The following is a 25,460-nucleotide window of genomic DNA, read 5'->3' on the forward strand; positions in this document are numbered from 1 at the left end:
ATGCTAGCCCATGTCGGCGTACACGCATAGCCAGCGACTTCCGGCGAGGCGAAGAATCAGATTGACCCAGTAATTGCTCTGTCCGATGCCCAAGTGCACTGCCATATCGAGTTTCGTCTCCGAGACGAACACGCCGTGCATCGACAGCGGCACTGCAGGAAGATAGCGCAGCTGGGCCTTGAGATCCTCGTGGGTGCGCATGTGGTTATCCAGCAGATATGAAACGGTTTCCAGCCGTTTGAGACAGCTGTCGGTGACCGAACGCTGCAGACTGGAAGAAACCGGACGCCCTCGAATCATGTCGGCGATCAGGCAAGCCATTCTGCACGAGCGCGTGGCCAGCTCATTGCAATCCATGCTCTCGACTGCGTCTGCTGCCGCGCCGAAGCACCAGGAGATGTGATAGCTGACCGGCTCTCCAGAGAGCTCGAGCCTGATGAATCCGTCCTTGGCCGCAGGCCGGTCTCCGATCTTGGGTCGAGGCGCGTCTTTGACTGGCGCAACCGTGATGTCGTGATGCATGTGCTGGGTCATGGCAGCCAACCCCTTTGGTCGAGTTCGCGCGATCTTCCTCCGTTGGAGAACCGCGCCTTAGGCCAAGCTCAGCACATCAGGACGAACACGTCAACCGAGACTCCAGAGATTGTGGATATGTGGATAACTCATGAAGCCATGCGATGCCGTATGCGTCTGCACGCGGCCGCCACGCGACCCTTGCATTGTTTACGACGGCAGACGGCGCCAGCAGTCAAACAATGCAGAACCCCTGACGTTGGCGCGCTGCCTGCAGCGATGAATTCGGAAAATCGTCACAGGCAACTACGCCAACGGCAGGGGTTTCAAGCCCGTGCGCGTCGCGCTGCGGATTGCGAAAGCAGCGCAGCGGCTCACAGGTAGCGGTCTGGGGTAACCACGACCTGGCAGCGCTGGAAGCTTTTCACATCGACGTAGCCGGTCGTCGCCATCGCGCGCCGCAAGGCGCCGATGAAATTCGTCGTGCCATCGGCCTGATGGCTGGGACCGTAGAGAATCTCCTTGAGCGATCCCACGGTGCCCACGTCGCTGCGGAAGCCGCGCGGCAAGGTCTGATGGTGCGCCTCCGAACCCCAATGCTTGCCTTTGCCGGGAGCCTCGGCGGCCCGGGCCAACGCCGAACCGAGCATCACGGCGTCAGCGCCCATCGCCAGCGCCTTGACGAAATTGCCGGAGGTGCCCATGCCGCCGTCGGCGATGACCTGCACATAGCGCCCGCCGGATTCGTCCATATAGTCGCGGCGGGCCTCGGATACATCGGCTATCGCCGTGGCCATAGGGGCCTCGACGCCCAGCGTGTCGCGCGTGGCGGAGACCGCGCCGCCGCCGAAGCCCACGAGGACTCCCGCCGCGCCGGTGCGCATCAGGTGCAGGGCCGCCGTGTAGTTCGCCGCGCCGCCGACGATGACCGGCACATCGAGTTCGTAGATGAATTTCTTGAGATTGAGCGGCTCATGGCTCTTCGACACGTGCTCGGCCGAAACCACGGTGCCTCGAATGACGAAGAGATCGACGCCCGCCTCGACCACCGTGGACGTGAATTCCTGCGTGCACTGCGGGGAGAGCGAGGCGGCGACGGTTACGCCGGCATCGCGTATCTCATGCAGCCGCTGCGCAATCAGCTCGGCCTTCATCGGCTCGGCATAGATCTCCTGCATGCGGGCGATAGCCTTATCAGCCGGAAGCTGCGATATCTCGTCCAGCAGCGGTTCAGGATCCTCGTAGCGCGTCCACAGACCTTCGAGATCCAGCACGCCCAACGCGCCAAGCCGGCCCATCTCGATGACGGTCGCCGGGCTGCTCACCGAATCCATCGGCGCGCCAAGTACCGGAACGTCGAACTCGTAGGCATCCACCTGCCATGCCGTCGAAACGTCCTCTGGATCGCGCGTGCGCCGAGACGGCATGATGGCCACATCATCCAGAGAATAGGCCAAGTGGCCCTTTTTGCCCAAACCGATTTCAATTTCCTGAGACATATGAGCCAAGGCTAATGCCGGGTTGTGACGAAGTCGCGGCGCGTGTCCATGCGCGGGAGGAAACAGCCTTGGAAACAGCGGTCATGATATCGTGCACGTATTCGTTACGCCGATGCGCTATGACTGTAGCGAATATGTACAACTCCTAGGAAGGGCACACAGCTATGTCCAAAATCAAGGTCGAAGGGTCCGTCGTCGAACTCGACGGCGACGAGATGACCCGCATCATCTGGAGCGATATCCGAGAGCGGCTCATCAAGCCGTATCTCGACGTCGATCTCGAATACTACGACTTGGGCCTCGAAAACCGAGACGCCACTGACGATCAGGTGACCATCGACGCGGCCGAGGCGATCAAGCGCACGCATGTGGGCGTCAAATGCGCCACGATCACGCCGGACGAGGCGCGTGTCGAGGAGTTTGGGCTCAAGAAGATGTGGAAGTCGCCCAACGGCACGATCCGCAACATTCTCGGCGGCACGATCTTCCGCGAGCCCATCGTCATCTCGAACATCCCGCGGCTCGTTCCCGGCTGGACCAAGCCGATCATCGTGGCCCGCCACGCCTTCGGCGACCAGTACAAGGCCACTGATTTCAAGATCGACCGGCCGGGCCGCCTCACCGTCTCCTTCACCCCCGAGGACGGCAGCGAGCCGATCGAGCACGTGGTCTTCGACTACCCCGGCGGCGGCGTCGCGCAGGTGCAGTACAACCTCGACGAATCCATCCGCGGCTTCGCCCGCGCCTGCTTCAACTACGGCCTGCTGCGCCACTACCCGGTGTACCTGTCGACGAAGAACACGATTCTCAAAGCCTATGACGGCGAGTTCAAGGATATCTTCGCAGAAGTTTTCGAGACCGAGTACAAGGCCCGTTATGAGGCCGAAAGCTTGAGCTACGAGCACCGGCTCATCGACGACATGGTGGCCAGCTCGCTCAAATGGCACGGCGGCTACGTGTGGGCCTGCAAGAACTACGACGGCGACGTGCAGTCCGACACCGTGGCGCAGGGCTTCGGCTCGCTGGGCCTGATGACCTCGGTGCTGATGACCCCTGACGGGCAGACCGTCGAGGCCGAGGCCGCGCACGGCACCGTGACCAGGCACTATCGCCGCTGGCAGAAAGGCGAGCAGACCTCGACCAACCCGATCGCCTCGATCTACGCATGGACCGGCGGCCTCAAGCACCGCGCCAAGCTCGACGGCACGCCCGAAGTCGAGCGCTTCGCCTCGACGCTCGAACAGGTCATCATCTCCACCGTCGAATCCGGCAGGATGACCAAGGACCTGGCGCTGCTCGTCGGCCCTGACCAGCCGTGGCTCGACACCGAAGGGTTCATGGATGCGCTGGATGACGAACTGGCGAAGGCCTTGTCGGACTGACGGCATCGTCTCGTAGAGAGCTTCGTCTCGCCGGTTATGGTAAGTCGTTGCTGATGGCAGTGGAATATGCCGGATCGGCTGGCTCGATGCTTGGGCATCGTGAGCGGATCCGGCTTTTTCATGCCATGCCATGCTTCGATATTCTCTTTTCGGGATCGCAATGGCGCACTCTCTGTATCCGTCTGCCCGTCTGCCCGTCTGTCTATCTGCAGGTTAGGTTTGGCCGCGCAAAACGTCTTTCCCGTGAGCGTTTCCATGCAGCCGACTTTTTAGAAAGTGACTTCCGGGAGCGCTGCGGCTAGACTCGATATGGTCATATCGCGCCGGGAAATTGGCACTGGGCGAAAGACGACGACATTATGGGACGACTGGGTAAAGGATGATCGTGCGAAGGAAGACCGTGCAGAAGAAGATCGTGCGAACGCTGGCAGCCGCACGATGCCGCATGAGCCGGCTCGTGGCATTTCTCGTCGCTGCGGGGATGATGGCTGGTCTTGGGGCTTGCTCGCCGTCCAACGGCACGACCACACAGGTCACGCATACATCGTCGCCGCTCGGCTCGGTGGCAGTTTTTCTTCCATCCGATGGACTCACCGTCTCGCAGCATACCCCGCTGAATAAATGGACGAAACTCGCTCCGGAGCTGACCAAATCACTTGAAGACAGAGGATTCTCCCGTGATGCCGTTACCGTCACGACTTCAGATAGCTTCGACAGGCAGAGCCGTGACATTCAGGATTATGTGGTGAACACGTTGTCCGCTACGGGCAGCAGCGCCAAGAAGCCGTCAGCATCGAAACCGTCGGCATCATCGCAATCGGCACGGCAAGACGCTTCCAATGCGACGCTTATCGTGGCACCAGTCGTGCAGACGGAAAACGCGGACACCCAATATGGCGACTATGCCAGCCATTCGGTCGCATGGGATGCCGACAGCGGTAAATCGGGCGGGTCCGGCAGCTCAGGCAAATCGGGTGATGCCGACGCCGCGGCCGCTCTTCGGCAGTCTGGCGATCGCTTGGTTTCGGCACTCAAGCTGGCCCGTGAATCCGGCGTGCATGTCATGGTGCTGTCGAATCCGATACAGGGTTTCACGCCTGATGTTTTCGTGCAGATGTCCACTGCCGAGCAAATTGGCTCTATCCAGGCTCGGCTGCTGGTCAACAAACTGCAGCTGGACAAGGTCTCCCGAGACAATCCTAAATCGGTCGAGGTGCTGCTGCCTCGCACTGCCGCGGGAGATGACGATCAGGATGATTTCGCCGCCGAGGCGTTCAGCGGCATTTGGAAGGTTCTGGGTCCTTATGTCGCTGCCGGCAAGGTCGTCAGCCCGTCCGGCTCTCTGAACGCGGAAACGACGGCCAAGGATTGGCAGGACAGCGCTTTCGTCGCAAGCAAGCCGCAGCAGGTCAAGGACGAGCTTGCCGGCCGTCTGGGTATGGAGCAGAGGAAGACATCGCATACGCGCATCGACGGCATCATTGCGATGAACGATTTCGTCGCTTCAGGAGCCATGGATGAGCTGGACACGTTGCAGTACGCCGGCTCGGCTGCCGACGTCAATCCGTCGATCACGATTTCCGGCGTTCTGAACAATATGGCAGGCAAGAAGGATCTTTTGCGCAGCCCTGTGCCGGATCCTGCGAAACGGCCCACGCCGAGCGACGAAAGCGACACGCCGCAAAGCGTCGAGAAAACCAATTCCCGCTGGCCCATCATCACCGGGTACGGCGCCTATCTTGACACGATTCCGCAAGTAGTGAACGGCAAGCTGTGGATGACTGCGCTCGAAGACCGACAGACTCTGGCCGCCGACGTCGCGCAGGCGTGCGAACGGCTCAGCCACGGGCAGTCGGCCGACAAGCTGCCATTCGTGAAGGCGACTGATGTCAACGGCGTGAAAATTCCCACGATCCAGGAGCAGCTGTTGGCCGTCAGCGCAAGCAACCTCAAGAAAACGCTTATCGACCCGGGATACATCACCCTCGCCGAGGCAGGTCTCTGATGTGACCCTGTTGCGCAGAAAGGCTCCGCAACGGCGTCACATTCGTCGCCCCGCGCTTGGAAAATAGAAAAATCTAGGCCTTGCGCGGTTTGTAGATCACCGTGTCGATCAGTTCGCGGTAATGGTCGGTGATGACTTGCCGCTTTGCCTTGAGACTGGGAGTGATCATGCCGTTGCCCTCGGTGAATTCGTCGGGCACGATTTCGAATTTTCGGATGGATTCGGCCCGCGATACCAGTTCGTTGGCTTTGTTGACCGCGCGTTCCACTTCGGCGTACACGATCGGGTTCTTGCTGGCCTGGGCAAGATTCTGCACTTCCTTCGCGCCCTCTGCGCGCAGCCAAAGGTTCGTCTCGTCCAAGTCGAGCGCGATGATCGCGGCGATGAAGGGTTTGCGATCCCCCACTACGACGCACTGGCTGACCACTGGCGAGGTCATCACGCTGGATTCCATCTCGACCGGCGACACGTTCTTGCCTCCGGCGGTGATGATCAGGTCCTTCTTGCGGCCGGTCAATCTGATGAAGCCATCGTCATCGATCGTGCCCAGGTCGCCGGTATGCAGCCATCCGTCGACAATCTGTTCTCGGGTCACTTCCGGCTGATTATGGTAGCCGACGCACACCGAACGGCCTTTGATGCACAGCTCGCCCTCGTCATCCACGCCAACGGTGACGCCTTGGAACGGAAGCCCTACCGTGCCGATGCGGTAGCCGTCCGTGGGATTGACCGCACACGGCGCACAGGTTTCCGTCATGCCGTAGCCTTCAAGCAGCGGCAGGCCGACGCCGTTGAAGAAGTGCGCGATGGAGGTGTCCAAAGGGGCACCGCCCGACACCGCGTATTCCACTTTGCCGCCGAAGACTTCCATAATCGAACGGTATACCAGCTTGTTATAGACGGCGTGCTTCACCTTGAACCACAGCGGCATCGTCTCGCCCGACTGCTGCATGCGGGACCATTCGCGTGCGACCTGAGTCGCCCGGGAGAACACGCGCCCCGTCAGTCCGGCGCCTGCTTTCTGCGATGCGGCATTGTATATCTTCTCGAAGATGCGTGGCACGGCCAAAATGAAGGTCGGTTTGAACGCGCCGAAATCGGCGAGGATGGTTTTGAGATTGCTGGACAGGCCGAGCGTCACGTTGCCGGCGAAGCAGACGTACTGCAGATAGCGCGCGAAAACATGCGCCAAGGGCAGGAACAGCAACAGGCGGCGATTCGGCTTGTCTACGACGTCGGGCATGGTATGCACGCCCGAAAGCGTGATGAATATGAAGTTCGCGTGCGACAGCTCAATGCCCTTGGGAGTGCCCGTGGACCCGGAAGTGTAGACGATCGTGGCGAGATCCGAGCCTTTGACCGCCTGCTCGCGTTCGTTGAACTCCTCGTCGCTTATTCCGTGACCAAACGCCGCAATGGTGTCGAGTGCTCCGAAGTCAAAGACATATACGTCCTTCAACGCCTGGCAATCCTGACGGACCAGCTCGATCTTGTCTCGTTGCGTGTCATCCTCAGCGAAGGCCATGGACACGTTCGCGTCGTTGAATATCGTTTTCACCTGCATCGGCGAGTTGGTCTCATACACCGGCACCGTGAGCGCGCCGATGGACATGATCGCCATGTCGAGCGCCGTCCACTGCCATGAGGTATGCGCGATGATAGCCACTGAGTCCCCCGGCATGATGCCGCGTGCGATCAGCCCTTTCGCAAGCTCGATAACCTTCTGTGTGAATTCGGCGGCAGTGAAGGAATGCCATGCGCCCTCCGCCCCCGCATATTCGACCAGCGAATCGTTGGGGGCGCGCTGCGCGCGCTCCTGCAGAATCGAGAACAGGTTCCGGTCGCTATCGATCGGCTCCTCAAGGGCACGCGTAAACTCCTGCTGCATCATTCTCCCTGACTATAGAATAGATAAGTCCTCTTGTATGCTACCCCAAGGTATCGGAATTCGTCGTCTTTGATTATCTCCCGTTCATGGTCTCGCCCCTTTTACTGCCGCCATGCACGCCGGGTTATGGCAGCAGCCCGATTCTGCGGCCCTGCACCATCGCCGCCGGATCCACATACTTGCCTTTGCCTCGCTTCAGACCCCAATGGACGCATACCGACAAGCAGTGATCTGATTCGCCTTGCACTTGGGCGAAGACGTCACCGCGCCTGACGCTCGCTCCTACTGCACGGCTGCTTACCGCCGGCTCGAAGGTGGAGGTCAGCGCTCCGTGCCGGATGGTGACCACTGATTTGCCGGCTACGCTGCCCGCGAAGGCGATGACCCCATCAGCCGGCGCCATCAGCTCGTCATGCATGTCGGTGCGCAGATCGATTCCTCGATGCCCGGCATCCCAGTCATGCTCGAGTTTGTCGAATCCTCTGAGGATCTCCGGATTCTTCACTGGCCAGCGATATCGCACCGGACACCGTCGCAGCGCCGCATGATATTCGACCAGCAGCATATCTTCGGATAACGCCATATATTGGGATGAGGCCGCCTGTTTAGGCGGCTCCGCGTATTGAGCTGGCACTGCGTGCTTGGGTTGCGCTGCGTATTTGGATGGCACTGCGTGTCTAGGTCGCGTTGCGTATTCGGATAGCGCCGTGTATTCGGCCGCCAGGTAACTGGACGATGTCTCGCACGGCCCACCTGGCACTGTCGCATAAGCTGGCGCTATGGGCCGATTCGTCGTCAGAACCGGCAGCGGCTCGAATCCCATGCCTGATGCGGAGGCACGACCAGACGGCAACGCCAAACCTGCCAGCAGCATCGAAAAAGTAATCACGGCGGTCGCAAGCACCGTGAGCATATGCGAGAGCCGCGCATGCTCTCGACGCTCTTCGCTGATCTTTTCGCGGTACCGTCGTCTCTTTGTTTGCCGGATCCGCTGGGTCTGCTGGCGTTTCAGCATCGTAACGCGCTTGTCCACTTCTCAACTCCTTCGCTTGCAACGGTCTGCGTGGACACCATTGTTCATGAACTTTTGCGAGAAAGCATGCCGGGCAGGGCTATGTGGTCGAAGGCTTGGAGTTATCCACATTGCCGGAGTGTCGAATCGTGTCGGACATTGGGGAATGCCGTCGCCTCTCATGGCGAGCCATGGCGATTGCCTAGGCATGTCAGTGCGAAAACCGTGCGGACAGCGCCGTGGCACTCGAAAGGACATTGCGCCGCAGCGCACTTCCATGAGTCATGCGACAATGTTCGCGTGCGTAACTTGAAGAGGGCGGGCCTGCTCATGGCGTCCGCAGGTCCGTTTCTGTGGGGAAGCTCAGGAACGGTGGCGCAGCATCTCTTCGAACAGTCTCAGGTTTCCGTCGGCTGGCTAACCGCCATGCGCATGACGTTCACCGGGGTGTTCCTGCTGATATTCGCTATCTGCCTGCGCAAGGACATATGGTCGATCTTCACCGATTGGCGCAGCGTTGTGCGGCTGCTGCTCTTCACGGTGTTCGGCATGACCAGCGTGCAGCTGACATACTTCATGGCGATCAGCACCGGCAATGCCGCCACCGCCACGATTCTGCAATACCTCTCCCCCGTCATGATCATTCTGCTGCTCTCGCTGCGCAACCTGCGACTGCCGGGCAAGTTTGACACCCTATCCGTGGCTGTCGCAGTCGCGGGAACCGCGTTGATCGTCACACAAGGCAATGTCAACACGCTGGCAGTGCCGCCTGCGGCAATCGTTTGGGGGTTGCTCGCAGCAGTTGGCGCGGCGGCCTACACGTTGCTGCCTCGCGGACTCTTGCTGCGCTACGGCGCGCTGCCGGTCGTGGGCTGGTCGATGCTGTTCGGCGGTCTGATCACGCAGCTGGTGTACCGGCCGTGGACTCAGCATGTGCCGCTGGACGCAATCGGGGCGCTGGAGGTGTCGTTCATCGTTGTCTTCGGCACGATGGCCGCATTCCTGCTGTATCTGCAAAGCCTCAAATACATCGAGGCGACCACGGCCAGCATCCTCGGCGCCATCGAGCCGCTGTCCGCCGCGATTCTCGGATTCCTGTTCCTGGGAACGACGTTCAACTGGTATGGCATCATCGGCATCGCCATGGTCATCGCCGTGACCTTCATCCAGTTCATCGCGTACAAGAAGAGGCCGCCGCTGCAGCGGGACTGAGCGGGTGATGAGCTTCTCCCGTCTCGGCACGCAGGCGCTGCTGCAGTATTACATGTTCCCGAGCCTGGGCTTCGGCGGCTACCGGCGCGTTCAGCAGTCCTCGCGCGGTGTGGCCACCTACGTGCCAGCGGAAATCGGCAAGCTGGACGATTTCACGCTGCGGAATGACGGGGGGTCGGATATCCTCGTCTTCGCATAGCCGCTGAGCGAACGTCCCGAGAGCCAATGGGACCTGTACGATCTGCACGATCGTCATATCGTCGCACGTTGATTGACGAAATAGCCGACGATTGCGAGAACAAGGGAAAGAAGCCCGGTGCCGGCGATAAGCGTCCAAGATCCCCATGGCGTGAAGAAACGGATGACGGGATCGCTTTTCCAGATGAAAACGGCGAACAATGCCAAAAGCACGACGGCGGTTGCGATAAGCGACCAGGTCAGAGCCATTTGACCGAAGGAACGGAATATAGTGCCGAATGTCGCACCGGCCAGCAGCGACATCATCGACATGCCGAACACGACGAGAAACGCGATGCCGTAATTGCCGGATCCTAGAATCGACACATCGAAGGCGTGGACGCCAAACCACCAATGATGGCTCAGCATCTCGCACGCCAAGGCGACGATGGTGAACAGGCCGGTGGCTAACGAAGTTTCCAGAAAGCCGAGCATTGTGCCGAGCCAAAAACCGCGGCGTGTCGAGCCGAAGGCCAAGGCTGCGCCGAACTGACGGTTGGCGCACAGCGCTCCGACGACGATCAGGAAGCCCGGGAAGCTGAAGACCGAACCGAAGTTGCTGCTTGCGTTGTCCTCCTGAGTGGCAGCCGGCAGCGGCAAGCTCATTTTGATGCCCATGAGCAACACAATGAGCGCACTGATGACCCAATACAATGCCAGAATATACAGCGGGACCAGCAGCGAATACTGTTTCTCTGCCATGTACTGGCCGGCTACGGCCTGGATGTTGCTGCGCTGGGCATCGGCGTCGCGTGCATGATTGCCGTCTTGCGTCCTTTGGGTTGGTGGTACGGGCAATGGCGAAGTTGAAAGTGCGGGTGCTGAGGGTGTTGCGGTGCTCATAGTGAGGCTCCTTGCAGGTTGGCAGTTGAATTCGCTGTTGGTTCGGGTGTTGGTTCGGCGGCCTTGTTGGCTGTTGAGCCAAGCCGCATATCGGCTTGCGGTTCAACGGCGCCGATGGCCGAGACGAGCTCCTGCAGCGTGGCATGACGCAATTCTCCGGAGCCGCCGGACCGCAATGCAGCTGCTTGGCCAGCATTGGGCGTTCCGCGGAATATAATCGAGTACATCGCGCCAATCGAGGACTCGGAGAGGATATCCATGCCGGAAAGCGCTTGATGCGCTTGCGACTTCATCCCCGTGAAGCACCATGCTGTGGCAAGCGCATCCTCCACGCTGCTCGCGATGACGACATGGCCCTGATGCAGGATGGTCACGGTTTCCAGCAGGGCGGCGCATTCGTCGATCAGATGCGTCGACATGATGAAGGTGCGTGGATCCTCGGCTTGCGTTACTGCCAATGCTTCATAGAAGATTCCGCGGGCCGTAGCGTCCAGGCCGAGATATGGCTCGTCCAGGAACGTGTATTCGGCGTGTGACGACAGCCCTATGATGACCGCTAGGGCCGAGCGCTGCCCGCGGGACATTTTCTGTGCGCGCGTTGCACGGGGCAGTTCGAAGCGCTGCACTAGGGTTTGTGCCTGCTGTTCGTCCCATGTCGGGTAAAATCGGCGCGCCGAGGCGAGGATCATGCCGACGGTGTAGACGTCATGCCAGCGCTGGTTCTCATGGATGAAGCAGGTTCGGCCCAGAATCTCGGCGTTCTCCGTCGGATCGGCGCCATCGATGAGTACGGTGCCCGATGTTTTGAAGCTATGGTTGCACACGATGGACATGAGCGTGGTTTTGCCGGCGCCGTTTCTGCCGAGCAGACCATGGATTTTGCCTTGCTCGAACGTAGCGGTCATATGGTCGAGCGCGTTGGTTCGCCCGTAGCGTTTCGAGCATTCGGTAACGGTTATGCCTGATGACGTTGCAGTGGATGCTGTTTGCGTTGCGTCGGACGATGCGGTTGGTCGCGCGCCGCCGTCCCCGCGGTTCGATGTGTCTGTCATGATCAGTCTCTTTCTGAAGGGTATGAAGGTCGTGAAAGCTGTGCGTTGTCCGGCTGTGCCGTGTTGATGACGGCAGCTGGGTTCTTGTTGCTTCGCATATCGGCATCGCGTTGCCGTATGGTCGCGACAATGTCGTCAATCGGGATGTCGAGCAGTCGTATCTCTTCGATCAGCGGGTCGACGTACGCCGCGGAAAGGCCTTCGATGCGCTCGCGTCGCAGCAGTTCCACGGCATCGGCCGTGACGAAGGTGCCGATGCCGCGGTGTTTCTCCAGCACTCCCCGCTCTGCAAGCTCGTTCAGGGCTCGGCCAGCGGTGATGGGATTGATCTTGAAGAACCCGGAAAGCTCCGTAGTTGACGGAACCTTGCTCCCCGCCGGATACGCTCCGCTCAGTATGCCGTTGGCGATGAATCTCGCCACGGCGAGAAATATCGGCTCCGACGATTGGGAGAACTCGTGCATGCCGTCCTCCTTCCTTCTGAGACGAGATTGCGGCAAACCTCAGTGGTTCACTAGTTGACTAGTGAACCATAGAAGTAGGGCATTGTCAACTCCATTGTCTCCCGATTGCCTGCCACAGGCAGTCTGCCCAACACGCTTTCAACCTCGCGATAGGCTCCGCCGACACGCCGATTTGACTGTGACGCGGCGTCAACGCATACGGTGAGCGACATGGAGCATTCAGCACATGATGTGTCGAAGTTAGCGGGCATCAGCACCCGCACGCTGCGGCACTATGACGCTATCGGGCTACTGCCGCCCAGCAGCGTTGGGGTCAACAAATACCGTTTCTACGATGACGCGGCGCTGGTTCGATTGCAGCGTATTCTGCTGCTCCGGGAATTGGGATTCGGTCTGCGCCAAATCGCGACAATCCTGGACCATCAGAGCGACGTGGCGGCCGCGATGAAGACCCATGTGCAGCTTCTGCGCCGCGAGCAGCAGCGCTTGACCGAACAAATCGCCGCAGTCGAAAGGACTTTGGCGAGCGTGCAACAAGGAGGAACCCTGATGACGGATACGATGTTCGCCGGCTTTGACCGGCACGCCGACTACAAGGACGAAGTAGAGCGGCGCTGGGGCAAGGATGCGTACCAACGGTCTGATGAATGGTGGAATGCGCTGAACGACACCGAAAAGGGCGACTGGAAGCAGCAGCTCGCATCACTCAATCAGGGATGGATCGCCGCGGCGCAGGATCCGAAAATCGCTCCGAATTCCGAGCTGGCGCAGAATCTGGCCCGTCGGCATATCGCATGGTTGCATTCGATTCCCGGCACTCCGGCGCATGATTCAACCCAAGACGGTGTCGAACGCGACTACGTCCGTGGACTTGCCCAGATGTATGTCTGCGACGAACGCTTCGCCGCCAACTACGGCGGCATCGAAGGCGCGAAGTTCGTGCGCGATTCCCTGCTGACGTATCTTGGCGACTGAGGGGGCTGCGCCTACCGCGCAGCGTTCTTTACCGCTCAGCGCCCCTACTACTCGACGTTCTTTACCACTCGATGCCGAGCATGGCGCAGCTGCGCTGCCAATGCTCGCTGATGATATTCGAATCGTAGGCCATTGGGTTCGTGCGGCCGATTCTGCGGGGCGAGATGTAGTATTCGCCCGATTGCCATGTTGTGCCGGCTTGTCCTGCGATAAAATGCCGCAGGCGCGCGCCGCCCTGGTCGGGCGTGCTCAGGAATCTGCGCAGCACGCTGTGATAAATCTGTTGCATGTAGTTGTTGGAGTTAGCTGCGAAATTCGTGGCGACCACGCCCGGGTGGAAGGCGACCGCGGACAGACCGGATTCGTGGAAGCGCTCGTACAGGCCCTTAGTGAACAGGATATTGGCGAGCTTGGCGTTGCCGTACGCCCTGTTGGCGGTGAAGCCGTGCCATGTGTTCAGGTCGTCGATGTCGAGGTTTCCATACATGCGGGCCGCGATGCTTGACGTGTTGATGACGGACGCGCGGCTGCCCACCAGCAGGTCTTTGAGCAGGAACGTGAGCAGGAAGGAGGCGAGGTGATTGACTTGGAAGGTCTTCTCGAAGCCGTCCACGGTAGTGACGGGGCCGGAGAACATGCCGCCCGCGTTGTTCGCCAGCACGTCGATGCGGCCGCAGCTCGACTGCAGCTCGGAAGCGAGTCTGCGCACATCATCCAGCCGAGTGTAATCGGCGATGTGATATTCGGCCCCGATGCCGTCGGCGACCGCCTTGGTTTTCTGCGGCGAGCGACCGACCAGAATCAGCCGTGCGCCGCTCGTGGCAAGCTGACGGCTCGCCGCCGCCCCGATGCCGTCGCTGGCACCGGTGATCACGATGGTTGCAGTGGAAAGATCGGTCATATGCGCCAGCGTTCTACGAGTACGAGTCAGTCGTGGAGCCGAACCTGACAAGTTCGGCTTGATGCTGTCCCCTATCGTAACAAGCGGGAGCGAACGATGATTTTCTTGTTCGACAGCCGGCAGTCCTCACTCTTGGTGACGAGACCGGCCCCGGTACTCAGCTAACGTTGAGCGTTGATGTCCCTCAGTGTCGAAGTTGTCAGGCGAGAGCCAAGCCTCCAGAGCGGACCGGCACCCAGGCCAGTCAGCGTCGGTTATCGCCAGCCAGTCGGTGTCTCGGCTGCGCTGCTTGTACACGTGCGCGCTGCGGAAGGTTCCTTCGTACACGAAGCCGAGGCGTTCGGCCGCATGCCGCGAGGGGCCATTCAGACTATCGCATTTCCACTCGCACCGCCGGTATCCGAGCCTGTCGAAGACGAGGGCGAGAAGCAAGGCGTGCGCCTCGGTGGACAGCCGAGTGTGCTGCATCCGCGGCGAGAAAGCGACCCATCCGATCTCGATGACCCCGCTCTCCGAATCCTGTCGCTGCAAGGAGAGTGTTCCGACCGGAGTATCGTCAACCCGGTCGATGACGGCAAAGAACAGCGGGTCGGCGGAATGCTCGACCGATCGCACATAACGCGCGTACTCGGCCTCGTCGGCGAACGGACCGATCCCAAGGTAAGTCCACAGGGCACCGCCGGCAGGCTGATAGGCGGCGAACAGTCCCGCCGCATGCCGGTCGGCCGCGAGCGGTTCCAATCGGCAGTATTGCCCTTCCAGCGTCTCGCGCGTCGGCCGAGGACGGGGCGTCCAGCCGGGCAGCGCCTGCCCGATCTGCTGGCCATATTCGTTGACGGGCATATGCTGGGCTCCTTAAAAGTACGGCGGACGGATGGCCCCAAGCCTAATCATGTCAGCGGACGCATTTGCGACTGGCGGCTGCCTCGGGGGCAAAATCCAAAATACTCGCTGTCGACGCAACCGCTTTCATTAATTCATGCAGGGCAACGTAGCGCATGGAGCGATGTCTTCATTCGTTAGGACTGCTGTTAGAGCGTGGGCCTCTTGCTACCGATTCGGCCTATGCGATGAACACGTCAATATACGAGGGGTTGTGTTCGATGACATCTCGGATGTTTGTTCGGAGGTTCTCCAGTTTTCTTGTCACCGGCGAGTTCGGGTCATCGACGTCCGGCATGTACACGTCGATAAGAAAGTTCATGAGTCTGCCTACAGCCTGCAGATCATCGAGGCTTTCCCACGCCGGTATCGTGTTCCTAGTCACCCGGGCGGCGTCGCCCAGCGTCATATCCTCGTCGATGAGTTGCCCATAGCCTTTCAGATATGGAAGAAACTCGGTTTTCATATACACGACATAACCGTGACCGCTGTCGGTTCTGAAAGCGTAAGGCGGGGCGAACAGGCCGCTGATGAGGGTGAGCAGCTTGTTCCTGGTTTCGCGGTGCCCCTCCGACTCCGGTTTGTTCTTCGGAGTGTCCGAAAGTCGGCGTACGAACCAAGAGAACTGCTGCATCTCGGGTGCCGAAGGGGAATACAGGAAATCGGTGATCTTCTTCCAGGCCTCGGGTTTTTCGTGAGCCGCACCGTTCGCTTTCACCGCCATCCCTGTACTGCCTTTCCGCCCATAGCTTGAATATGCTTCATACGATATACTGCCTGGCTGAAGAAAAGACAATACTGCGCTGACCCCGAAACCAACAGCATGCAAAAAGAGCCCAGCACGCACGTTTGCGTTCATCGGCGGAATTTCTCCCTTAACCCCATTGTCGCGTGTTTTGCTCATCCGAGCACGTTCTTCAACGCCATAATCTCAAAAGCTCGCAGCAGGTACAAACGAAAAAGGCCGCCGGGGAACCGGCGGCCTTGAAGCTCCCGCAGCTGGGCTTGAACCAGCGGCATTTCAATTACCGGTTACCGACCATCGGCGTCTTCAGCCTGATGATTCATTGATGGACGCTTAAAAAGACAGTTGGCTCCTGCTTTCAATAATTTGCTATTAAGCCGGACTTTGATCCACTCCTGCATTAGCAAGCAGAAGTGGGCGGGCATGATCATTTGGAATACTAGATACACAATCGCACACATAGGCCCCGGACCGGACCAGCAGCAGGCCATAGACTCGTGGATTGAATACCTCCTGCAACCTTCTCCTGGTCTTGCGCATGCGCGACAAAAATCAGGGTGAGCAACATTGATACGAGAGAAGGCCTGGCAATAGCTCCTGTGTCCCAGATAAGCAGCTAAGACGCAGAAGCAGCACACTGCAATATGGACGGGCGGAACACTTTTCGTGCCCTATTGTCGTGAGCTGCGTCCGCGTCGCTTCAAACCGCTCTTCATTGAGTCAGAAAGCCTCATCTCCGCATTCTGCTGCACTTGTTTAGTTGGGGCCTGTTTGAGAGTTTTATCCGTGCCGGCTGGTTCTAGGGAGTATTTCCTGTCGAGGCGCTGGTATTCCTCCGCGTTTAACGTGCGCCCGACGTTCGACTGCGTCCGGTACTCATCGTCCGACAGCATGCGCAGATCGGGGCCAGCCAGCAACGGCTCATCCAAAGGCCTGACAATCGTGTAGAACATGCTCTCAAGCTTCGAATAATCAAGATTCTCCGCCGCCGCGATCGAAGCCATGTCATTGATCTGCCTGTTCACCAGACCCCAGTCGAAGTGCCATCCGGCATCATACAGCACGAGCTCCCAGAACAGGCGTTGCGTGCGACCGTTGCCCTCGCGAAAAGGGTGCAGCGTATTGAAATTGTCATAGTTCACGCTCAATCGCTCGATCAGCTGGTCTCGGGTCATGCCCTTGAACAGATTGTCCACGCGCAACGTGCTCTCGCAGTAGGCGATGCCCATATCCATGCGCTCAACGTAATGGAACGGCTGGCCGCCGCCCTTCGACATGTTGATCGTGCGAATCTCGCCAGCCCACGGGTAGACTCTGCGAAACAAAATGCGATGAATCCGCTGAAGCTGCGCGACAGTGCCCTCAGCCCGAGGAAGATCCCGGCGGATCCTCGCGACAGCAAGCGCAGACATTTCGCTTTCGAAATCAGAAAGAACCTGCCGGTCTTGGGTGCCAAGCAGGTTCTTCAACACTCGCGTCCCAGGAATGAGATACGGATCGAACGGCTCATCAAGGAAATCGGTCACGAGACTTTGGCCTTGAACCGCGCAAGGGTCTTTCCCTCCCACTGGTCGATGTCAATCAGACCATTCACATAATCCCTGGCATCGCCCATAAACTCCGGGCTGACGCGGCCGCCCTCCATCTCCACGGAATGCACGGCCTGATACACATCCTCGGCAAGCTTCTCCCTGGTCAACTGCACAGTCATAAGCCTGTCTCCTCCATTCGGTTTCAACACAGTAGCGTCGATTATCTTCCTGCGGTCGGGAGCACTGCCTCAATTATGCACACCCCCTGAAAACATGCCTCTATTATACCGTAGGAACCTTGGGGTTATAGGCAAATGGCCTTTAACCCACGATTCCTTGATGTCACAAATGGGCATAGATATGAAAAAGGCCGCCGGGGGACCGGCGGCCGTGAAGCTCCCGCAGCTGGGCTTGAACCAGCGACATTTCGATTATCGATTGGTCACCATCGGATTTTTCAGCCTGCTGATTCATTGACGGGCGCTTGAAGTGATAGTTGGCCTCCGCTTCCAATAATTTGCTAGTAAGCCGGATTTTTGGTCCGTGGCTGCATTTGCAAACAGAAGGGGGGCGGGCATGATCATTTGGAATACCCGATACACAATCGCACACGTAGGTCCCGAGGCAAGCTGGCAGAAAGCCATAGACTCGTGGATCGAATATCTCAAAGGCCTGGGACACACACCGGAGACCATCAGGACCCGGTGGTATCAGATCACAAGATTCTCCCGCATAGTCGGCATTCCTGCGGAGAACGTCATCGCTGACGACCTGATCTCATATCTCGCTGCTGCGGAACTGGGGCCGGAAGCGCGTCGCAGCCTGGTCAGCTGCATCCGAAGCTTCTACAAATGGGCGGTGACGCACAGTCTCGCCTGCGTCGATCCCACCAAGGACATCCCGACCATAGCGGTTCCCGAGCCCTCCGGTCTTATATGCCCGGAAAACGCCATCGAGAAGGCGCTTGCCTCGCCGGACGAGGACACGGTGCTCGCCGTCATGCTCGGCGCGTACTGCGGGCTGAGACGCCAGGAGATGACGCTGGTGAATCTACGAGACGACATATCCGACGACGACTACGGCATGACGCTGCTCATCCACGGCAAAGGCCGCAAGAACCGCACGATGCCGGTGCCTAAGACACTGGCAGCTAAAATGGCGCAACGGCCGAAGGGCTTCCTTTTCCCCGGCAGAATAGACGGGCACGTGGGCGTTGACTACGTGGCCAAAAGAATCAAACTCGCGACCGGATATCCCCCGCACAGCCTGCGTCGCCGGTTCGCTACCATAAGCTACTACCGTTCCGGCTGTAACCTTCTGCTGGTGTCACGCATGCTCGGCCACTCCAATGTGACCACCACCATGCGCTACATCGGTCTGCAGCAGGAACAGATGCGCAACACCGTCGAGGCGGCGACCCGAATCGGCCTGCCGGAACTCGACGGCAGAAAGAACGAGACAGCAGCAACGATGTTCAGCATCGGCTGAAGAACTATCTATCTTCCCCCTTCCCCTTTGCGGCTTCGGGGACTACTGGGGCGGGACAGCGAGTTCTGCGCTGGGTGTGCAGCGGTTCGCTTGGCCACTTCGGCGTTGAAGAATTCCTTGGCGGTCTGCTTCTTCGGGTTATCCGGTTCTCTCGCGTATTTTCTGTCAAGCCTCTGGTATTCCTCTGCAGTGAGTTTGCGGCTGACGTTCGGCTGCGTCCGGTATTCCCCGTCGATCATTGTCCGCAAATCAGGGCCGGCGAGCAATGGCTCGTTCAGCGGCTTGACAACGGTATCGAACATGCTCTCGAGCTTCGAATAGTCCAGATTCTCCATCGTAGCAATGGAGGCAGTGTCGTTGATCTGCTTGTTGATCAGACCCCAGTCGAAGTGCCAGCCGGCGTCATGTAGCACGAGCTCCCAGAACATGCGCTGTGTGCGGCCGTTGCCTTCGCGGAACGGATGCAAGGTGTTGAAGTTGTCGTAGTTCACACTCAGCCGCTCGATCAGTTGATCGCGTGACATGCCTCTGAACAGACTGTCATCACGCAGCATGCCCTCGCAGTAGGCGATGCCCATATCCATGCGTTCCACGTAGTGAAACGGCTGCCCGTCGCCTTTCGACATGTTGATCGTACGCAACTCGCCGGCCCATGGGTAGATATCCTTGAACAGCATGCGATGAATCCAACGCAGCTGTTCCACTGTGCCCTCGCAGTGCGAAGGATTTTCGCGGATAAGGACAGCGCCTGCGGCGGACAGCTCATTCTCGTAAGCGGCTAGCTCCTCCTAGGTCTTGGCGCCTAGGAGATTCTTCAATACCCGAGTGCCGGGAATGAGATACGGGTCTAGCGGCGCATCGAACAGGCTCATCGAGCGTACTTCGCCTTCAGCCTGCTTTTGATTCGGTCCTTCCACTGGTCGACGTTGATCCGGCCGTTCACATATTCTTTGGCCTCGGCCATGAACTCCGGGCTAACGCCGCCGCCCTCCATCTCCACGGAATGCACAGACTGGTACACATTCTCTGCAAGCTGCTCTCTAGTCAATTGCGTTGGCATGATTGGCTCCTTTCGTTTTCCTGCTTATTTTACATACCCGATTTAAACCACGTGCAACCTTTAATGCTGATCTAAAACGGTTAGCCAGTTTAGACAAATCTATTATTGATGAAGTTCGAGCAGCCATTGACCTGTTGCTTGAGCAACAACAATTACCACCAGAATTTGAAGATCATGAGCTTAATCGGCGAATGAGCGGTTATAATGAATTTCACTTACGAGATACCCCGAAAAACAAAACACCAAGCGAAACTAACGATGTCCTGGTGGTTTATATAATTGATAAAGATGAACTAGTCTTAATTGAAATTCGAGTCGGATCGCATGATCGTTTATTTCCTGGTCAAAATCGTTCTAAAAGGTATCGAAAAAATGACGAATAGAAGAAGTCATTTTTATAATGTGAAAATAAATAACCCCTAATATCTACATTATAGATATTAGGGGTTATTCTTTCAATGTTTTTGAGGGGCGATTTTATAATTAGTGCTGGTAAAGGATGCAGTGCCATTGCCAGCGCCGCTTATAGAAGTGGTGAAAAATTATTTGATAATCTAGAAGGCCGCCACTATTTGGTATTTGACCAAGAAAACCGGTTCAGCAACGGTATTGAGCATTGCTACTATTTTAGGAATGCTGCCAATGGTGATTCTTAGTCCGTTTGTTGGTCCTATGGTTGATCGGTGGAACAAAAAAGGCCTCCTAATTTTCCCGGACGTTTTTGCTGCCTGTTTTGCTATTATTCTTTCCGTATCCGGAACGGTCTTTCATGTATTTCCACTTTGGCTCATTTTTATTTGATTACTGATGCGGTCTTGTGCGCAAACCTTCCAGATGCCAACGATTCAATCGGTAAAGCCCACAATGGTGCCAGACAAAGAAATTACCCGTATGAACGGCCAACTGGGAATGGTGCAATCCGCGAATATGATTATTGCCCCAGCACTGGGCGCGTTTTTATTTGCGTTTATCCCCATCGAGTACTTGATTCTGTTAGACGTACTTGGGGCCATCATTGGGATTTGTATTTTAACGTGGGTTCAAATTCCTAACAATGAAAAAATTGATCAGCCAATGCATGTGCTCCACAACACCCGCTTGGGGATCAAACAACTTACGAACAACAAGGGCTTGTGGTACATTACGTTGATCGGCGCCGTCTTCACACTAACCTACATGCCTGCTGCCAGCATGTATCCACTCATGACCATGAAATACTTTCAGGGAACCGTTAGTCAGGCTGGCTTAATTGAAGCCATTTATTCAACTGGCATGCTAATCGGCGGCACTATCATTGGCCTCTTTGGTAAGTGGCAGGACCGGATGAAGCCCGTAATCATCGCGTTTTTCCTGGTTGGCATTCCAACCGGTATTAGCGGCATTTTGCAAGGTAACCAAACCGGATTTTTATGGTTCGCAGCTTTAAACATCATTGAAGGAATTGCGACCCCATTTTTTACAACGCTTTTAATGGCAATGATTCAACAAAGTTATCCAGCAGAAGAGTTAGGGCGGATTCTAGGCGTTTTGAATTCTTTGTTGAATCTAGCTGGACCAATTGGCTTAATTTTTGCCGGTCCCCTAGCTGATGTGATTGGCATTGAACGCCTATTTGTGATTGCAGGAATCGGTGCTGCCATTTGCGGGGTGGTCGCGGTGTTAATGCCAATTACCAGGCAATATGACATTAGGCTGAATCAAAAATTGGCGAAATTAACTGAGCAACCAGATAAGTAATTAACATGATGATCATAAAGAGGAGAAAGACCAGACTACCAGCTGATCTTTCTCCTCTTTTTGTCATCACTTAATTACACGTTTTTAATCTTTTCACCAGTCAATCCCATCGCATTAATTGCCACGATAATTGTCGACATCGCCATGACCGCAGCACCAACGGCTGGGTCTAGAATGATTCCAATAAATGACAACACACCGGCAGCGAGTGGAATTGCGACAATATTGTAGCCTGCTCCCCACCAGAGATTTTGAACCATTTTCCGATTTGTGATTTTAGCCAAATCAAGAAAATGTAAAATATCGCTGGGTTCTGATTTAACCAACACAACATCAGCGGAATCAATGGCAACATCGGTTCCGGCGCCAATTGCAATTCCAATATCGGCCGCGGCAAGACTTGGTGCGTCATTTACGCCGTCACCAACCATGATGACGTGATTGCCCTTTGCTTGATAATCAGCAATAATCTTTTGCTTATCATCTGGTAATAGGCCTGCATGGAATTCAGTCAATCCTAGTAAGTTAGCAACGTGTTCCGCGGCTTTTGGATTATCGCCAGTGAGCATTACGGGGGTAATTCCTCGCCTCTGAAGACCACTAATTAATTCCTTAGCACCCGCTTTGATGGTGTCGCCTTCAGCAACCATTCCTTGAACTTGGGTGCCCTGCAATAGGAAGCTGACGGAATTACCCTTAGCAGCCCATTTATCAGCAGCGGCCTCGTCAAACCTGATCCCTTGCTTCGTTAAATAGTTACCATTAACAATCGTATAGTCAGTGCCATCAACATTACCGGAAATACCAACGCCCGGAATATTTTGAGACTTTTCAGCCGCAACGACTTCAATGTCCTTCGCTTGGGCTTCAGTAATGATTGCTTGGGCCAGCGGATGAGTCGAATTATTTTCAAGGGCGGCCAGTCGGCTTAATAACGTTGTTTCGTCGATCCCATCATTTGGAATCAATGCATTCACCGTAAATTTACCTTCTGTTAACGTGCCAGTTTTATCCAAGAGAACGTGGCTAACATGTTGACTTGCTTCAATGGCTTGGCGATTTCGAACTAATAGCCCATTTTGAGCGCCAATCGTAGTAGAACGAGAAACCACTAATGGAATCGCTAATCCTAATGCATGCGGGCAAGCAATCACGAAGACGGTCACCATGATCGTCATTGCAGTCGCCAATCCCTGGGGTAACCAGGCAAAGAAAGCAACAATCCCAACACCAAATGCCGCGTAAAATAGATACTTGGCAACTAAATCAGCTTTATCTTCTGCTTTAGATTTAGCTTGCTGGGCATTTTGAACCATTTTCATTACTTGAGAAAGATAGCCGGAGTCACCAGTACCACTAATTTTAACCGTTAGCGTCCCGTTATTGTTGGTTGCACCACCAATGACCTTATCGCCAACGTTCTTGGTAACGGCAGCAGATTCACCGGTTACCAGTGCTTCATTCACGGTCGACTCCCCAGCCGTAATAACACCATCGGCTGGAATACTCTCACCTGAACGCACTTGGAAAACTTGACCAACTTTTAAATCAGATACTGGCACTTCTTTTGTTTCACCATTATCTGTAACTAGATGGGCCGTCTTAGGCAACAGGGCCGCCATCTTTTGTAAGGCATCCCCAGCCCCCATCAATGCATTCATTTCAATCCAGTGTCCTAGAAGCATAATTAAAATCAGGGTTGCAAGTTCGAACGAAAAATCCATTACATGATTTTCCGGGTTCAAGAAGTTGTTGGCAATAAATGCGTACAAACTGTAGAAATACGAAACGGAAATTCCAAGGGTTACTAGCGTCATCATTTCAGGAGATTTATCCTGAATTTCCGCTTTAGCCCCCTTTAAAAATGGCATTCCGCCATAAAAGTAAAGTGCTGTATCAAACAAAACGATGATAATGCCAACAATTAGCGGTGAACTGAAACTAAGGATGGAAACGTTTAAACCCATGATTGGTGCTAACAGTAAAACTGGAATCGCTAAGACAACGGAGACCCAAAATTTAACTTTCAAATTCCCCATATGCATCATTGAGCCACCGTGCATCATCATGTCGGTCCCAGCCATATCCATATCACCATGATTCATGTTCATTTGGCTGTGATCCATGTTCATTTGACCATGATCCATTTCGGCCATATCGTGGTCCATGTTCATTTGATTATGATCCGTTTCGGTCATATCGTGATCCATTTTCATGTCATCATGATCCATATGACTCATATTTGATTCATTATTTTCCATATTCTTAGCACTCATGTTTTTCATGTTCATATGGTCCTCTTTATTTGCCATGATTATCGACCCCCTAAAAATAAGTGTGCGTAGCAAAGCGGTTAGAAGCCGGAATATAAGTTCCTTGTGTGGAAATCCCCGGGCTCGGGATTTTTCCACCAGGTTCTTATATTTAGGCTTCTGCTTTGCGGAGCACCATGCCACTATATAAATGAGAATTACGACAAAAATTCATAAATTTCCGCCATCAGAAATCCCAGATTCTGGATTTTTGTGCAGCAATCCTAAAAGTAAACAGAACACCACAGTCTTAACACGTTTGATCACCTGGCAAGCAGTTACACTGAACTTCCTCGGGCGCTGTTTTGGCCTTTTCAGCTAGAATCGCCTGTAAGTTCGCAATATCCGCCCGTGAGAGTTCCCTTGACTGAATAACGCCGGCAATTGTTGAACCAGCCCGCATCGCACACATATGGTCAAACAAATCATCTGCCGCTGCCACCATTGATTCCTTCTCGCCAACAACCGGCTTATACGTGAATGGTCGACTGCCGCCATGCTGCGCAACCGCCTGTTTTTGAATCAACCTGTGAAGTAGCGTTTTGGTTGTTGAAGCTGACCAGCCTTCTAATTCGTTCATAGCATCGATTAGTTCACGACTAGTCGCATGTCCCATTGTCCAAATTGCTCTCACAACCATCCATTCAGAATCGGTGATGGTTACATTCTTTGCATCCTTCAATTGGCTTCCTCCATTAATTGAATTCTAAGTTTACGTTTGTAGCCTCCTAACGCTTATTAGTTTACAACCGTAGTCACAATAATGCAACCTTTCTGCCAGAAAATACCATGACATTAAAAAAAGGATCTGGTGCAAAGCCCGTTGTCTAGATTGAAGTGCAACACCGTGGCTGGTGAGGTAAGTTTAGCAGTTCCTGCTGGTAGGCTTCGGCGGGTGTCTGGTAGCCGAGCAGGCGCATGGGCCGGTTGTTGATCTCGTTGACGATCGCCTGCAGCTCGTCGGCCATGTCCGGGGTGATTCTGCCGCCTTTGGGCAGGTAGCGGCGTAGCATGCCGTTCCTGTTCTCGTTGCTTCCGCGCTGCCAGGAGCTGTACGGGTCGGCGAAGTAGGTCAGCATGCCCAGGGCCTCCACGAGCGTGGAGTGGCCGGCGAACTCGGTGCCGTTGTCGTATGTGACGCTCCGGCGCGCCGGGGCCGGCAGCGGCGAGAATATGCCCAGTTGGGCGACGATGGTGCCGGCCGCGCCCTTGTCGGGGATGATGCGGGCCTTGAGGTATCGGGTCCTGCGTTCGACCTCGGTGTGCAGGTGGCAGCCGACGCTGATGACGCTGTCCGCCTCCCAGTGGCCGAACTCCCCGCGGTCGCTGGCGCATGCCGGGCGATGCCCGATGCCCACGCGTAGGCTGATGGGCGAGCCGTGCACGCGCCTGCCGCCGCGTTTCCGGCGTCTGCGGTGGGCGCGCGGCAGGTACTGTGTTTTTAGTCAAGTTGGTTTTTTGTGGTTGGTCACTTATTTTTTTCGGGTTTCGGCGTGGAGCGTGCTGTTGGTTATTGGTTGTGGATTTCCTTGCCGAACATGAGGCTTCGCTCACGCGCCGGCTTGGTCCGGTGAATTCGATGAGGCGGCCGTGGTGGACGATGCGGTCGATGATCGCGGCGGCGAGTTTGTCGTCGGCGAAGATCGTGCCCCATTTGCTGAACTCGATGTTGGTGGTGAAGATGATGCTTCTTCTCTCGTAGCTGCCGGTGATGATCTGGT

The 25,460-nt window shown here is 56.2% G+C and carries 27 protein-coding genes and 2 pseudogenes; 11 read left to right on the forward strand and 18 right to left on the reverse strand.

What is annotated here, in order from left to right:
- Positions 1-3: 3 nt before the first annotated feature.
- Both BISU_RS13225 and BISU_RS09145 read right to left on the reverse strand, forming a co-directional pair.
- Positions 4-534 carry a hypothetical protein gene (locus tag BISU_RS13225; protein ID WP_051246284.1) on the reverse strand — a complete coding sequence of 177 codons (531 nt, stop codon included), beginning with the start codon at positions 532-534 and terminating at the stop codon, positions 4-6.
- A gap of 353 nt (positions 535-887) precedes the next feature.
- Positions 888-2,012 carry a GuaB3 family IMP dehydrogenase-related protein gene (locus tag BISU_RS09145; protein WP_024464540.1) on the reverse strand — a complete coding sequence of 375 codons (1,125 nt, stop codon included), beginning with the start codon at positions 2,010-2,012 and terminating at the stop codon, positions 888-890.
- 164 nt (positions 2,013-2,176) lie between these two features.
- On the opposite strand from BISU_RS09145, the gene BISU_RS09150 reads away from it, so the two are divergent.
- From BISU_RS09150 to BISU_RS09155, 3 genes are all read left to right on the forward strand, one after another.
- Positions 2,177-3,394 carry an NADP-dependent isocitrate dehydrogenase gene (locus BISU_RS09150; RefSeq protein WP_024464541.1) on the forward strand — a complete coding sequence of 406 codons (1,218 nt, stop codon included), beginning with the start codon at positions 2,177-2,179 and terminating at the stop codon, positions 3,392-3,394.
- A 53-nt stretch (positions 3,395-3,447) separates the two neighbouring features.
- Positions 3,448-3,696, forward strand: coding sequence for a hypothetical protein (locus BISU_RS12600; RefSeq protein ID WP_152599282.1), 249 nt, complete (start codon positions 3,448-3,450; stop codon positions 3,694-3,696).
- Between the two features lie 143 nt (positions 3,697-3,839).
- Entirely contained in the window at positions 3,840-5,399 is a 1,560-nt protein-coding gene (locus BISU_RS09155; RefSeq protein ID WP_033503381.1) for a substrate-binding domain-containing protein, read from the forward strand.
- A 73-nt stretch (positions 5,400-5,472) separates the two neighbouring features.
- On the opposite strand, the gene BISU_RS09160 is transcribed toward BISU_RS09155, so the two are convergent.
- The gene (locus BISU_RS09160; protein WP_024464543.1) at positions 5,473-7,287 is read right to left on the reverse strand and encodes an AMP-dependent synthetase/ligase; all 1,815 of its coding nucleotides are present in this window, start codon (positions 7,285-7,287) and stop codon (positions 5,473-5,475) included.
- 124 nt (positions 7,288-7,411) lie between these two features.
- The gene (locus BISU_RS13230) at positions 7,412-8,320 is read right to left on the reverse strand and encodes a M23 family metallopeptidase (RefSeq protein WP_024464544.1); all 909 of its coding nucleotides are present in this window, start codon (positions 8,318-8,320) and stop codon (positions 7,412-7,414) included.
- A 279-nt stretch (positions 8,321-8,599) separates the two neighbouring features.
- Between BISU_RS13230 and BISU_RS09170 the strand changes: the two genes are divergently transcribed.
- Together BISU_RS09170 and BISU_RS09175 are read left to right on the forward strand one after the other, a co-directional pair.
- Positions 8,600-9,511, forward strand: coding sequence for a DMT family transporter (locus BISU_RS09170; protein ID WP_024464545.1), 912 nt, complete (start codon positions 8,600-8,602; stop codon positions 9,509-9,511).
- A 7-nt stretch (positions 9,512-9,518) separates the two neighbouring features.
- Positions 9,519-9,710, forward strand: coding sequence for a hypothetical protein (locus BISU_RS09175; protein WP_024464546.1), 192 nt, complete (start codon positions 9,519-9,521; stop codon positions 9,708-9,710).
- Between the two features lie 53 nt (positions 9,711-9,763).
- Here BISU_RS09175 and BISU_RS09180 read toward each other — a convergent pair whose 3' ends face one another.
- Genes BISU_RS09180 through BISU_RS09190 form a run of 3 tightly spaced genes read right to left on the reverse strand, consistent with a single transcriptional unit; the run spans position 9,764 to position 12,107 of the window.
- Positions 9,764-10,591, reverse strand: a complete 828-nt coding sequence (locus BISU_RS09180) for a hypothetical protein (protein ID WP_024464547.1) — start codon at positions 10,589-10,591, stop codon at positions 9,764-9,766.
- Entirely contained in the window at positions 10,588-11,643 is a 1,056-nt protein-coding gene (locus BISU_RS09185) for an ATP-binding cassette domain-containing protein (protein WP_024464548.1), read from the reverse strand. Before BISU_RS09185 ends, BISU_RS09180 begins: the two co-directional genes overlap by 4 nt.
- A gap of 2 nt (positions 11,644-11,645) precedes the next feature.
- Complete coding sequence (locus BISU_RS09190; RefSeq protein ID WP_024464549.1) at positions 11,646-12,107, reverse strand: GntR family transcriptional regulator; 462 nt, start codon at positions 12,105-12,107, stop codon at positions 11,646-11,648.
- Positions 12,108-12,317: 210 nt separating this feature from the next.
- Between BISU_RS09190 and BISU_RS09195 the strand changes: the two genes are divergently transcribed.
- Positions 12,318-13,082: a MerR family transcriptional regulator gene (locus tag BISU_RS09195; RefSeq protein WP_024464550.1), complete on the forward strand. Its 765-nt coding sequence runs from the start codon at positions 12,318-12,320 to the stop codon at positions 13,080-13,082.
- Positions 13,083-13,143: 61 nt separating this feature from the next.
- On the opposite strand, the gene BISU_RS09200 is transcribed toward BISU_RS09195, so the two are convergent.
- The 5 genes from BISU_RS09200 to BISU_RS09220 all read right to left on the reverse strand — a co-directional run bounded on the left by BISU_RS09200 (position 13,144) and on the right by BISU_RS09220 (position 17,321).
- Positions 13,144-13,983 (reverse strand): SDR family NAD(P)-dependent oxidoreductase, encoded by an 840-nt coding sequence (locus tag BISU_RS09200; RefSeq protein WP_024464551.1) that lies wholly within the window; start codon positions 13,981-13,983, stop codon positions 13,144-13,146.
- 126 nt (positions 13,984-14,109) lie between these two features.
- Positions 14,110-14,826, reverse strand: a complete 717-nt coding sequence (locus tag BISU_RS09205; protein WP_024464552.1) for a GNAT family N-acetyltransferase — start codon at positions 14,824-14,826, stop codon at positions 14,110-14,112.
- A gap of 220 nt (positions 14,827-15,046) precedes the next feature.
- Entirely contained in the window at positions 15,047-15,589 is a 543-nt protein-coding gene (locus BISU_RS09210) for a hypothetical protein (protein WP_024464553.1), read from the reverse strand.
- A gap of 692 nt (positions 15,590-16,281) precedes the next feature.
- Positions 16,282-17,136: a Fic/DOC family protein gene (locus BISU_RS09215; RefSeq protein WP_024464554.1), complete on the reverse strand. Its 855-nt coding sequence runs from the start codon at positions 17,134-17,136 to the stop codon at positions 16,282-16,284.
- Positions 17,133-17,321 carry an antitoxin VbhA family protein gene (locus BISU_RS09220; protein ID WP_024464555.1) on the reverse strand — a complete coding sequence of 63 codons (189 nt, stop codon included), beginning with the start codon at positions 17,319-17,321 and terminating at the stop codon, positions 17,133-17,135. Before BISU_RS09220 ends, BISU_RS09215 begins: the two co-directional genes overlap by 4 nt.
- A 160-nt stretch (positions 17,322-17,481) precedes the next feature.
- On the opposite strand from BISU_RS09220, the gene BISU_RS12605 reads away from it, so the two are divergent.
- Positions 17,482-17,619 (forward strand): hypothetical protein, encoded by a 138-nt coding sequence (locus BISU_RS12605; RefSeq protein WP_156100200.1) that lies wholly within the window; start codon positions 17,482-17,484, stop codon positions 17,617-17,619.
- A gap of 99 nt (positions 17,620-17,718) precedes the next feature.
- A complete protein-coding gene (locus tag BISU_RS09225; RefSeq protein WP_024464556.1) occupies positions 17,719-18,630 on the forward strand; it encodes a tyrosine-type recombinase/integrase in 912 nt (303 codons plus the stop codon).
- A gap of 8 nt (positions 18,631-18,638) precedes the next feature.
- On the opposite strand, the gene BISU_RS09230 is transcribed toward BISU_RS09225, so the two are convergent.
- Together BISU_RS09230 and BISU_RS09235 are read right to left on the reverse strand one after the other, a co-directional pair.
- Positions 18,639-19,334, reverse strand: a complete 696-nt coding sequence (locus BISU_RS09230) for a Fic/DOC family protein (protein WP_226839163.1) — start codon at positions 19,332-19,334, stop codon at positions 18,639-18,641.
- Between the two features lie 164 nt (positions 19,335-19,498).
- Positions 19,499-19,690 carry an antitoxin VbhA family protein gene (locus tag BISU_RS09235; RefSeq protein ID WP_024464557.1) on the reverse strand — a complete coding sequence of 64 codons (192 nt, stop codon included), beginning with the start codon at positions 19,688-19,690 and terminating at the stop codon, positions 19,499-19,501.
- 2 nt (positions 19,691-19,692) lie between these two features.
- Between BISU_RS09235 and BISU_RS12160 the strand changes: the two genes are divergently transcribed.
- From BISU_RS12160 to BISU_RS09240, 3 genes are all read left to right on the forward strand, one after another.
- On the forward strand, positions 19,693-20,073 hold the full coding sequence (locus tag BISU_RS12160; protein ID WP_226839164.1) for a type II toxin-antitoxin system YafQ family toxin: 381 nt from the start codon (positions 19,693-19,695) through the stop codon (positions 20,071-20,073).
- Positions 20,074-20,269: 196 nt separating this feature from the next.
- Complete coding sequence (locus BISU_RS12980; RefSeq protein ID WP_202805583.1) at positions 20,270-20,491, forward strand: hypothetical protein; 222 nt, start codon at positions 20,270-20,272, stop codon at positions 20,489-20,491.
- 6 nt (positions 20,492-20,497) lie between these two features.
- Positions 20,498-21,427: an MFS transporter gene (locus BISU_RS09240; RefSeq protein ID WP_324606620.1), complete on the forward strand. Its 930-nt coding sequence runs from the start codon at positions 20,498-20,500 to the stop codon at positions 21,425-21,427.
- A gap of 74 nt (positions 21,428-21,501) precedes the next feature.
- On the opposite strand, the gene BISU_RS09245 is transcribed toward BISU_RS09240, so the two are convergent.
- From BISU_RS09245 to BISU_RS12165, 4 genes and pseudogenes are all read right to left on the reverse strand, one after another.
- A complete protein-coding gene (locus tag BISU_RS09245; RefSeq protein ID WP_202805585.1) occupies positions 21,502-23,718 on the reverse strand; it encodes a heavy metal translocating P-type ATPase in 2,217 nt (738 codons plus the stop codon).
- A gap of 271 nt (positions 23,719-23,989) precedes the next feature.
- Complete coding sequence (locus BISU_RS09250) at positions 23,990-24,421, reverse strand: CopY/TcrY family copper transport repressor (protein WP_024464559.1); 432 nt, start codon at positions 24,419-24,421, stop codon at positions 23,990-23,992.
- Positions 24,422-24,566: 145 nt separating this feature from the next.
- Positions 24,567-25,175 (reverse strand): annotated as a pseudogene (locus BISU_RS09255) (IS30 family transposase); the annotation flags it as partial.
- Positions 25,176-25,281: 106 nt separating this feature from the next.
- A pseudogene (locus tag BISU_RS12165) lies at positions 25,282-25,460 on the reverse strand (ATP-binding protein); the annotation flags it as partial.

This window comes from Bifidobacterium subtile, assembly GCF_000741775.1.
In the GTDB taxonomy this organism is placed as follows: domain Bacteria; phylum Actinomycetota; class Actinomycetes; order Actinomycetales; family Bifidobacteriaceae; genus Bifidobacterium; species Bifidobacterium subtile.